The following is a 10,175-nucleotide window of genomic DNA, read 5'->3' as shown; positions in this document are numbered from 1 at the left end:
TTAAACTGAAGCGTTCTTAAGTCTATAGTTAAAATACCTTAAAAATGCTACGGTACTGCTGGTATCAATTTTTTGCAGCCTCTGTCTGCGTAGGCACAGCAAGCAAGAAAAATTGATATCAGCAGTACGTTATGTATCGATATTGCTTTTCCCTGACTATAGAACCCTTAGAAAAGATGCGGTAGATATGAACACAAAAAAGCCAGCACTGCATTAAGATGGCAGCACTGGCTATGATTTAGAAGTTTTTTTAACAATTAGGTATTAGTGTTGATAGGCGCTTTGATAGTGACTGTCGCCTTAACGTCGTTATTATCGTCAAGTAAATTCATGATTAGCTCATCGTCCGTTTCAGTGACTACTTGCCAATTGCCAACAGCTTGCGGCACGCCCGTTGCCATCACTGAGATGGCTTTATTCTTTAGGCGAATCATCGGTGGCTTATGCTCATAGCCGCTATGCTCTAAACCCAACACATCATCAGCAATGGTTGCTGCCTGCGCACGCAGTGGCGCTACATAACGGCAGGCGACGCCATTGATAGACATACAATCACCAATCGCATAGATATTATCAGTATTGGTACGCAGCGTTGGCGCATCTACCACGATACCAGTACGACGGTTGAACTCAACCCCAGCTGCTGTTGGCAATTTACCATCAACCGTCAAACCAGTACTGGCAATCACATGATCAACGATTAATATCTCAGATGACTGAGCCTCTGCATCTTCTGCATTAGAAGCAAATGGCTCATAGCTAACTTGCAGCTTACCAATATTGTTTTCAGCTGTATTACCATCACTAATACGAACAACATCCGTTACCAGATAACCGCCCAAAAAGTTAATACCCTGTGATTTAATGGCCTCTGCAATACGCGCGGTCGCTTTTGCTGGTAGCATTTGCGATAAAGGCGCATCATTTAAATCAATTAAGGTCACCTCATGACCTGCCTTTAGCAAGTCCTCAGCAATCTCTGTCCCTACCATACCCGCGCCAACAATCGCTACATGCTGACTGCCCGCTGCCAGCTTCTCTTGCAACTGCCCAAAACGCTCGATATGATTGACATGCCATACCAAATCTTGTGGCAAACTTTTTGGAAAAATAGGGTGAGCGCCCATTGCTAAGACCAGCTTGTCATAGCTGATGGTTGCATAGTTGGTATAGACAGGATCTGAGCGCAGCGCCGAGATAAGCTGTACGGTTTGGGCAGCAGCGTCGATATCCGTCACTTGCGTATTGGCAAGTAGGGTCACTTGTGCCGCTTCTGCTGCATCAGCGCCAGTCGCGCGTACCAAGTCCGATGCCTGCTTGTTTTGGCTAATCGCCATCGTAAGCATAGGCTTATGATAGCGATCACCACTATCTGTAGTAATTAAGGTAATCGGCACGTCTTTGTCTTTGGCGCGAATGGCATCAATAACGTGCCAGCCGGCTAAACCTGCACCAATAATAACGATACCTTTAGATGCTGCTGTTGTCGATGAAAGCATAGTTTCTGAGCTCATACTGACTCCATGATAGATGAGAGATTCTGTTATTTTTATGATAGTGACTGCCATTGTATCAGTAAACAGGTATTCACTCACGTATTCAGTCACATAGACGTTTACAGAGTTATTTACATGGTCGCTCACAATAAAAAGAGCACCTATTAATAGGCGCGCTCGATGAATCAATTCTAAATAACTGTGTTAATGATTGAGAATCTTTGATAAGAACATTTGCGCGCGGTCACTTTTCGCGCTTTCAAAAAACTCATCCTTGCTACAGTTTTCAACGATATGACCTTCATCCATAAAGATAATGCGATTGGCAACCTGACTAGCAAAGCCCATCTCATGGGTCACACACATCATGGTCATACCCTCCCGGGTCAGCTCAACCATCACATCAAGCACTTCTTGAATCATCTCAGGGTCAAGTGCTGAAGTTGGCTCATCAAAGAGCATCGCCACCGGATCCATTGCCAAAGCACGAGCAATTGCGACACGTTGCTGCTGCCCACCGGAGAGCTCAGCTGGATACTTTGCTGCTTGCGCCGTTAGACCAACGCGGTCTAGATAGGCCATGGCTTTTTGTTTGGCTTCCGCTTCTTTACGTCCCAATACTTTGATTTGGGCGACGGTCAAATTGTCAATAATCGTTAGATGCGGAAATAGCTCAAAGTGCTGAAACACCATACCGACACTACTACGGAGTTTAGGCAAATTGGTTTTTGGCGCGCCAACGGAGATGCCGCTGACCATAATCTCGCCTTTTTGAAAAGTCTCTAGCCCATTGACCGTTTTTATCAAAGTCGATTTACCACTGCCTGATGGACCACAAACGACGACAACATCGCCTTTATGTACATGGGCGCTACAGTCAGTCAATACTTGAAAATCGCCATACCATTTACTCACGTCATTTATCCTGATGACGATTTCATCGCTTGCATGACCATTGTCGGTGACCAGTCCGCCAAATTCATTTATATATGTGTCAGCATTATTTATCATTGGCTCATTCATCACTGGCTCCTAAACACATTGTTTTCATCATTATTAAACAAAACTTTTAATACACAGGTTTCGATACTATTTTCAGAAAAAACCATCAAAACCTTAATCTTTTTTGCAGTTGTTGCACGCCAATAGAAGCACTCAAACTGATAATAAAATAAACAGCCCCTGCCCCAAGTATATATGGCGTCAATAAACCCATCAGCTCACCGCGTACATAGGCGGCGCGGAAAAAATCCGTCAAACCAATGGCAAAAACCAATGTCGTATCTTGGAATAAAATAATACATTGCTGCAAAATCAGCGGTAGCATTTTGCGAAACGCCTGCGGCAAAATAATCAAGCGCATTGTCTGCCCATAGGTCATGCCAAGCGCCTTGGCAGCATTCACCTGCCCACTGCCGATAGATTGAATACCCGCGCGCACCACCTCTGAAAAGTATGCCGCTTCAAACAACATAAAGGCGACCACACACGAGGTAAAGGCTGTATCGAGTTGCAGATATTTACCGGCGACCCAAAAATAAATCATCGGTACCGCAAAATAAAACCATAGCAGCACGAGCAGCAATGGCACAGAACGAAAGTAATTGACGTATAGCTTGGCAGGGATTTCTAATGCTTTGATACCAGATAAGCGCATCAATGCTAGCACCGTCCCTAAGCTAATACCGCCTAAGATAGCTAAAAACAATACCTTTAAAGTCGTCAGCATGCCACCCATCAAACCGGGATAGGCAGTTGCAAGTTCGGTCATATTCATTTTTGACTCCCTGCAATTAGCCCGGGCACACGCAATTTACGTTCAATCAACCCCATGATGGCAATTAGAGACAGATTGAATACCAAGTAAATGATGGTCGCATAGGTATAAATCTCAATACTGTTTTGGGTATATTCACTGATGGTTTTGGTCTGACTGATCAGCTCCATTACCCCAACCAAAGATGCAACCGAAGCGTTTTTAAAGCAGTTGGTCAGCTCTGAGCTCAGCGGTGGTAAGATAATCCGAAACGCTTGCGGTAATAGCACCTCTTTATAAGCTTGCGGAATACTAAAACCGAGTGCATAGGCCGCATTGATTTGTCCTTTTGGCAATGACTCGATGCCTGTACGTACTTGTTCGACAATACGGGCAGCGGTAAATAAGCCAAGACCAATACTGGCTGACAGCATGGCTGAGGTGTTAGGAGTCAAGTCTTTGTACCACCACTCTTGTATAGACGGCGTCAGCCAACCAGGGGCGATATAAAACCAGAAAAAAAGTTGTACCAATAAGGGAATATTACGGAAAAAAGTCACATAAGCGGTACCGATAGCACGCGCACCTTTATTTGGCAAAGTACGCATAATGCCAAAGACAGTACCAACTACCATGGCAATTGCCCAAGCAATACTGCCAATCAATAATAACCAGCCAAGACCAGTAATCATCCAATGGATATACAGCTCGCTACCGATACCGGTTTGCTCGAAGAGCACACCCCAGTTCCAGCTATAATTCATAATCGTGTCTCCAAGCAACGTTTAAAAAGCCCACGCCTTAGACTGCTATCAAGCAATTTGACAAACAATCTGAACGCGTAAGCATGCTATGTTGAGGGACAAGAAGCGTTATTGTGCAGTCGCTACTTTTGGTTGAGCGCCGTCATGTGGATTGGCAATCAAAGCTTTTAAATTATCTGACATCTCAAAATTTAGATTGACATTTTTTGGTGGAATTGGGTTTAAGAACCATTTGTCATAAATGCTATTGATCTCGCCTGACTTAAAGACATTGACCAATGCTTCATCGACTACAGCTTTAAATTCAGGGTCGTCTTTACGCATCATGCAGCCATAAATCTCAAACGATTGCGGCTCGCCAACGATCACCCATTCATCCGGATTTTTTGCTTTGGCTTTTTCGCCCGCCAGCAATACATCATCCATCATAAAGGCATCAGCACGACCGTCCTCTAACATGAGGAAAGCTTCGCCATGGTCTTTTGCTGAGATGACGTTGATATCCATCTTTTTGTTAGCGTTATATTCACGAATATAACGCTCTGAAGTTGTACCCGCAGTCGTGACCAAGGTTTTACCCTTTAAATCATCGAAACCTTGGATACCTGAGTCTTTTTTGGTCAATAAACGTGTACCGATTTCAAAGAAGCCGTTAGAGAATGCCACTTGCTTTTGGCGCTCTTCATTGTTGGTCGTTGAGCCACATTCAAAATCAACTGTGCCGTTTTGTACCAATGGAATGCGAGTTTGTGAGGTGATGAGGTTATAACGAATTTTTAAGTCCGGCATATTGAGCTTTTCTTTTACCGCTTCAACTACTTTCATCTCTAAATCGTGTGCATAGCCGATTGGCTGATTTGGGTTATCAGCGATATAGGAGAACGGAATAGAGGAGTCACGGTGACCGACGACGATGGTACCTGATTCTTTGATTTTATCTAAGGTACCATTGGTATTTGCGGGCGCTTCAGCAGTCGTACCATCTGCTGATGTCGCCTCGGTGCTGGTTTGACTGCTGTTATTACAGCCTGCTAGACCTAGTGCTATAAAGGCGACTAACGTTAAGGGTTTAGATATAGAGGTAGAAAGAGGGTAAGTCATGAGATATATCCTTTTATCACATTGTTACAAGATTTGAATGCTATTTAAGCGTTATGAGACACTATAAAGACGCTATAAGTTTGCGCCTATGAGTCGTATCGCTATGCATCCATGCTGTTGCTGTTATTTATAACTATGCAACTTAATGTTACTGTACAACAAATTTCCTGACGAGGGTAAACTTTTTTACTCAGCTGACTATTTTAGGTTATTAATGTCTTTAGTATGATAATTCTTAGGTAAAACAAGCTTTAACGTCATTGATATAGATAGGAATTTGCTAAGATTGATAGCAGAATTCATGCTTAATAAACCACTTTGATTGCATCAATAATCTAGAAAGTATGATTGATAAATCCGTATCTATCCCCATAAAGCTAGCAACTTCTTAATTTTATAAATGACCTATGACACAAGATACTCAAGCCCCGACTGCTCATGAGCAAAACGCTGATTCTATGCAAGATAACGACATTCGCCAACGCTTTTTTATTGAAGACTCTCCTGTACGCGGTGATGTGGTGCGCCTGTCGCGTAGCTATGCGACGACCATTGCGCAAAAACCTTATCCTGAAGCACTCAAACGCTTACTCGGCGAGATGTTGACGGCGGCAAGCTTGCTGATTGGTACCGTCAAAATCAATGGTCACTTGTCAATTCAGCTGCAATCATCGGATCCTGATAGTCTGCTCAATTGGGCAATGGCAGAGTGCGACCAAGATGGTATTATCCGTGCCCTTGCCAGCTGGAAAGCTGAGACTGACGAGCAAGTGCAAGCCTGGGGCAATATGCTGCATGCCAAAGAAGCGTTTGCTGAGCTAGGAGCGACCGGTCAAGGCGTATTATTTATTAATATCCAACCGGATGGTGGCGAGCCGTATCAAGGTATCGTTGAGCGTAGCCATGACAATCTGGCAGACTGCTTGGCACATTATCAAAAACAATCGGCGCAGATTCCAACGCTGATCAACTTGGCATCTGATGGTTTGCAAGCGGGTGGTATATTGGTACAAATGCTGCCACGTACCGCTCAAGAAACCTATGAAGTTGAGCAAAATCAAGATGCGGGTATTGATGATGACTTATGGACACGCTTGTCTGTATTGACGCGGACGGTGAAAGCAGAAGAATTAACCACCCTTGATACCAATGAAATTTTATATCGCTTATACCATGAAGAACAAGTCGTTGCCCCTGAGCCAGTATCGCTCACGTTTGGGTGTACTTGCTCACGTGAGAAGTGTGAGATGGCCATCGAGCAAATCGGTGAAGCAGAAGCACTAGATATCGCCGCTGAGCAGAACGGTACGTTTAAGATGGATTGTGGTTTTTGCGGTGAGATTTATCAGTTCAATAGTGATAATATTGCAGCAATATTTGCTGAATAGTCTTTCATCTCATTGATTTAAGCTTTTAGTCATAAAAAAACCCTCAAGTGTGATGCTTGAGGGTTTTTATTATTTTAAATCTCATAGGTCTCAGGATAAGAATAAATGCGTTGGTCTAGTGCATACTTTGCTTCATGCGCATCGCCCAATCTATCATCTAACAGCCAAGCGATGATTTGTTGGTGTACTCTATCGTTATAGATTAAGTTCATATGACTGACGCCATAAAAAACCGCCTTATGCCCTTCTGGCACTGCCAACGTATGCTCTTCCGTATGTTCACCAAGTGCCGATTCTACCGAAACCAGTCCATCGCCCAGTAAGCTTGTGGTCTTAAAATCAAAACGAGTTTCAACCAAAGCTCCTGCCACCAGATAGGTATTCACATGCAATGGCAAACGCGTAGGATGGCGGAAATCTGCCGGCACTACACTGCGCCCCTCTAATGCTTGCCAATCAGCATCTCGAATGCTGCCGTAACGCAAATCAATAATACCCGCACTGCGCAAATCACCGAGCTTTGCCAGTGACCCAGCAAAAGGCAACTTAGCAATTTTATCTTGGACAAAATTACCAATCTGCTCCAAGCTTGCACCATGATGCGGCGAGCCTAAAGTGACGAGATTTCTCACGCGGTTGACCCAACTAAAACCTTGCTCTTTGCCATAATACAGTGCACTGCGGCTGACCAAACCACCCATACTATGACCGATCAAATCAATCTGAGTAATATCCGGGTTATCCTCAACCAAACTTTGCAAAACTTTGGCAAAGCTGCGTCCATTACTTGAGATACGTCGACCGGTATTATAATTTAAGTAGAGAATTGTCGCTGCTGGCAAGCCACGCTTAAGTACGGTTGCCAAATTACTCTCACCAGCTATCTGCCAGCTTAAGTGGCTCAGACACAGCCCATGACATAAAATAATGACACGCCCTGACAGCACACCACTTTGTATATAGTTATTTGTATCGTACAGCACCATCGGTACCGCCAACGGATTATGATGGGTAATCAGATGATCACCCATCACCCCGTTTAGGATATTGACCATGCGCCGTAGATTCTGTGGTAACAGTCTGACCTTTTTGGGCTTTAAGATATAGTTATAAAGACGCATACCTGAAGTCAAATTTTTGCCAGCAAGCTGCATCGCATGGCGTACCGTACCGTAGATACGTCCTGTAATACCTTTCTGCCAGCGCTCAATATTTCCCTTATTGAAGCGCCCCAAAGGACGCTGTAGTATCTCACGGTGGATTGCTTCTACAATGTCGGTAACCTCGACCACACCCATAGTCGCAAGCTGTGCTAAGCCTTCAAAAAAATTAACTAATGAGATGGGTTGATGCGGCTGCACTTCATGATGATTGACACTCTGTTCAGTCAGCTCGTCGATATAAATATATTCAAGCTTATCCAGCTCTTCATATACGTCGCCCTGAAATCCTGCATCAACAGCAGATTCCTCATCAGGAAGCTGAGTCGTCGCAAAAAAATCATGAATGGTTTCTAAAGGTTTTGGACTGCGCATAGTGTTAATATATCAAGCGATTAAAATAGTGTTCCATATTATCCTGTAAACACAATAAACAGAAGAGATTGATTCACTTATCCCGTATTTTTATTGTCAGAGAAGTACTGAATTTCCTAACATCAAAGCTTGCACATTAGCAGCTATCGCCTAAAACATAAAAATTCCAAGCCATGGCTTGGAACTCTTAGATTGATTAAGGCATAAAAGCACCCATGCAAACGTTTAATTAGATAAAAGACTCTGCCAATATAACGTCGCCATCATCACGAGTAATCATGACGGTTGCTGAGCGTGGCGTACTGCCTCCCGCAACCGCGCCCCACGTATTACCGGGATGCTGAATGTTAATAAATAAGGTTTTAAAGTCTGGTGTCATGGTAATACCTGTGACTTCACAGCCTTTAGGACCGACAAAAAAACGTTTAATATTGTCATTGCTAGCAGGCATACCAACTCGGGTTTGTTGCCCTGCTGAAGTGGTCAGAAGTGAACCATCGCTGACTTTGCCCGGTAGCGCCGCGAGCAACATACAACTGCTGGTATCGGTATAAGCACTATCATCTGTCTGAATCCACAACACCCCCCGTGGATCGAAGTACAAACCATCAGGGGAAGAAAAATCGTTGTTATCGTTCAATTGCGATAAATTTTCTGCTGCCAAATCACTCGGTGAGGCAAACAAATAAATATCCCATTCAAAACTGGTTGCCGCATGATCGCTACCTGCTTCTGCCCAGCGAATAATATGACCATTGTCATTGCCGTGCGCTTTGCCATCAGATTCATAGCTACGCGGGTTGGACGCTGAGACTGGCTGATCGTCACGCTCACCGCGATATTTGTTATTGGTCAATGTTACGTACACCTCACCCGTTATAGGGCTAACCGACACCCATTCGGGTCGATCCATCTTAGTTGCACCAACCACATCTGCCGCAGCACGAGCAAAAACCAAAACCTCATCTTGCCCATTAAAAGGTAGCTCGCTATTAGAAGTATCCAATCCATTTTGTCCATGGATCAGCGCTTTCCATTCGCCACGACCATTTTCATTAAAGATAGCAACATAGAGCGTGCCATCATTCAAATATTTGTCACCCGCTCTTAATCCACCACCGATATCGTTATTTGACCATGTAGCTTTGGAAACAAACTTATAAATATATTCGCCCCGAGCATCATCACCCATATAAAAGACCACTGGTTTGCCTTGTTTAACAGGCGCATAGGCACAGTTTTCATGGGCAAAACGACCCAATGCAGTACGTTTTTGTGGCACAGAATGTTGCTTAAAAGGGTCAATCTCAGTGATATAACCAAAGGTATTAAAGCCATTACGGTAATCGTCAGCCGCACTGGCACCGACGGCGGTCATATCCCAGCGTGAAAATTCATCGGGAATCACAGCATCTTTAGCCTCAGGCGTGTGCCATAGATATTCCCAACCAGGGAAGTCCTCCGTTGCCCCATAGCGCGCGCGACCATAGTTATGCCCATCGCTTAATTGGCTGGCATCTTGCCCACGGGCAAACACGCCTAAAAAATTCTCTTCAGTGGTTAGATAGGTACCCCAAGGTGACAATCCTGCACCGCAGTTATTGTTAATGCCGCGAGTCTGAAAGCCTGTCGGGTCAAACTTAGTCTTGACCAAATCAGAACCAGCAACAGGACCTGTTAATTGCGCAGTGGTGCTGCTGGTGATACGACGATTATATTTTGAGTTGGGCACCATCTCATAACCCATACCATCGGCGCGGCGGCGCATCTCAACTACAGAGACTCCATGGCAATTGACCTCGCGGCGCACGTCGCTTGCGAGGCGTCGTTTTTGGAAGATAGGCGCGGCATTATTGTCTTGAATGACATGATAGCCAAACGGGCTAAGCTCGCTACTATTGACATATTCATGGTTCATCACCAGTAGCCCGTTCTTTGCCGCTTTGGCATCATAGGCAGCGCCCTTTTTACCAAAGAACCACATGCCATCATGGTTGTCACCCATGCGCCATTCGAACGACTCAGCGGATTGCTCTCGATTATCTTTCCAATCAGCAATACCAGAAATCAGCGGCGTACCCAGTGGTAATATCATCTCAGCTTTATAGCCTGCTGCCACACTCATCGTTTCGGCA

8 protein-coding genes are annotated in these 10,175 nt (G+C 44.5%); 1 reads left to right on the top strand and 7 read right to left on the bottom strand.

Features of this window, described 5'->3' with window-relative positions; genetic code table 11:
- Positions 1–257: 257 nt before the first annotated feature.
- The 5 genes from VLN09_RS00055 to VLN09_RS00035 all read right to left on the bottom strand — a co-directional run bounded on the left by VLN09_RS00055 (position 258) and on the right by VLN09_RS00035 (position 5,117).
- The gene (locus VLN09_RS00055; protein WP_325242893.1) at positions 258–1,514 is read right to left on the bottom strand and encodes an FAD-dependent oxidoreductase; all 1,257 of its coding nucleotides are present in this window, start codon (positions 1,512–1,514) and stop codon (positions 258–260) included.
- 186 nt (positions 1,515–1,700) lie between these two features.
- The gene (locus VLN09_RS00050) at positions 1,701–2,519 is read right to left on the bottom strand and encodes an amino acid ABC transporter ATP-binding protein (RefSeq protein ID WP_325242890.1); all 819 of its coding nucleotides are present in this window, start codon (positions 2,517–2,519) and stop codon (positions 1,701–1,703) included.
- Between the two features lie 85 nt (positions 2,520–2,604).
- The gene (locus VLN09_RS00045) at positions 2,605–3,273 is read right to left on the bottom strand and encodes an ABC transporter permease subunit (RefSeq protein WP_325242888.1); all 669 of its coding nucleotides are present in this window, start codon (positions 3,271–3,273) and stop codon (positions 2,605–2,607) included.
- On the bottom strand, positions 3,270–4,016 hold the full coding sequence (locus VLN09_RS00040) for an amino acid ABC transporter permease (RefSeq protein WP_325242886.1): 747 nt from the start codon (positions 4,014–4,016) through the stop codon (positions 3,270–3,272). Before VLN09_RS00040 ends, VLN09_RS00045 begins: the two co-directional genes overlap by 4 nt.
- Before the next feature lie 108 nt (positions 4,017–4,124).
- Positions 4,125–5,117, bottom strand: coding sequence for a glutamate/aspartate ABC transporter substrate-binding protein (locus tag VLN09_RS00035; RefSeq protein ID WP_325242884.1), 993 nt, complete (start codon positions 5,115–5,117; stop codon positions 4,125–4,127).
- Between the two features lie 407 nt (positions 5,118–5,524).
- On the opposite strand from VLN09_RS00035, the gene VLN09_RS00030 reads away from it, so the two are divergent.
- Positions 5,525–6,505, top strand: a complete 981-nt coding sequence (locus VLN09_RS00030; RefSeq protein ID WP_325242882.1) for an Hsp33 family molecular chaperone HslO — start codon at positions 5,525–5,527, stop codon at positions 6,503–6,505.
- A gap of 74 nt (positions 6,506–6,579) precedes the next feature.
- On the opposite strand, the gene VLN09_RS00025 is transcribed toward VLN09_RS00030, so the two are convergent.
- Together VLN09_RS00025 and VLN09_RS00020 are read right to left on the bottom strand one after the other, a co-directional pair.
- On the bottom strand, positions 6,580–8,040 hold the full coding sequence (locus VLN09_RS00025; RefSeq protein ID WP_325242880.1) for an alpha/beta fold hydrolase: 1,461 nt from the start codon (positions 8,038–8,040) through the stop codon (positions 6,580–6,582).
- Positions 8,041–8,269: 229 nt separating this feature from the next.
- The coding region (locus tag VLN09_RS00020; protein ID WP_325242878.1) for a PhoX family phosphatase at positions 8,270–10,175 on the bottom strand (1,906 nt) is incomplete at its 5' end.

It is taken from the genome of Psychrobacter sp. (assembly GCF_035469765.1).
Taxonomy (GTDB): Bacteria; Pseudomonadota; Gammaproteobacteria; order Pseudomonadales; family Moraxellaceae; genus Psychrobacter.
This window is presented reverse-complemented; position numbering and strand designations above follow the sequence as displayed.

Bases quoted from the DNA above. Each gene is read 5' to 3' on its own strand.
- VLN09_RS00055 (WP_325242893.1), bottom strand. From the start codon at position 1,514: ATGAGCTCAGAAACTATGCTTTCATCGACAACAGCAGCATCTAAAGGT.
- VLN09_RS00030 (WP_325242882.1), top strand. From the start codon at position 5,525: ATGACACAAGATACTCAAGCCCCGACTGCTCATGAGCAAAACGCTGAT.
- VLN09_RS00045 (WP_325242888.1), bottom strand. From the start codon at position 3,273: ATGAATATGACCGAACTTGCAACTGCCTATCCCGGTTTGATGGGTGGC.
- VLN09_RS00050 (WP_325242890.1), bottom strand. From the start codon at position 2,519: ATGAATGAGCCAATGATAAATAATGCTGACACATATATAAATGAATTT.
- VLN09_RS00035 (WP_325242884.1), bottom strand. From the start codon at position 5,117: ATGACTTACCCTCTTTCTACCTCTATATCTAAACCCTTAACGTTAGTC.
- VLN09_RS00040 (WP_325242886.1), bottom strand. From the start codon at position 4,016: ATGAATTATAGCTGGAACTGGGGTGTGCTCTTCGAGCAAACCGGTATC.
- VLN09_RS00025 (WP_325242880.1), bottom strand. From the start codon at position 8,040: ATGCGCAGTCCAAAACCTTTAGAAACCATTCATGATTTTTTTGCGACG.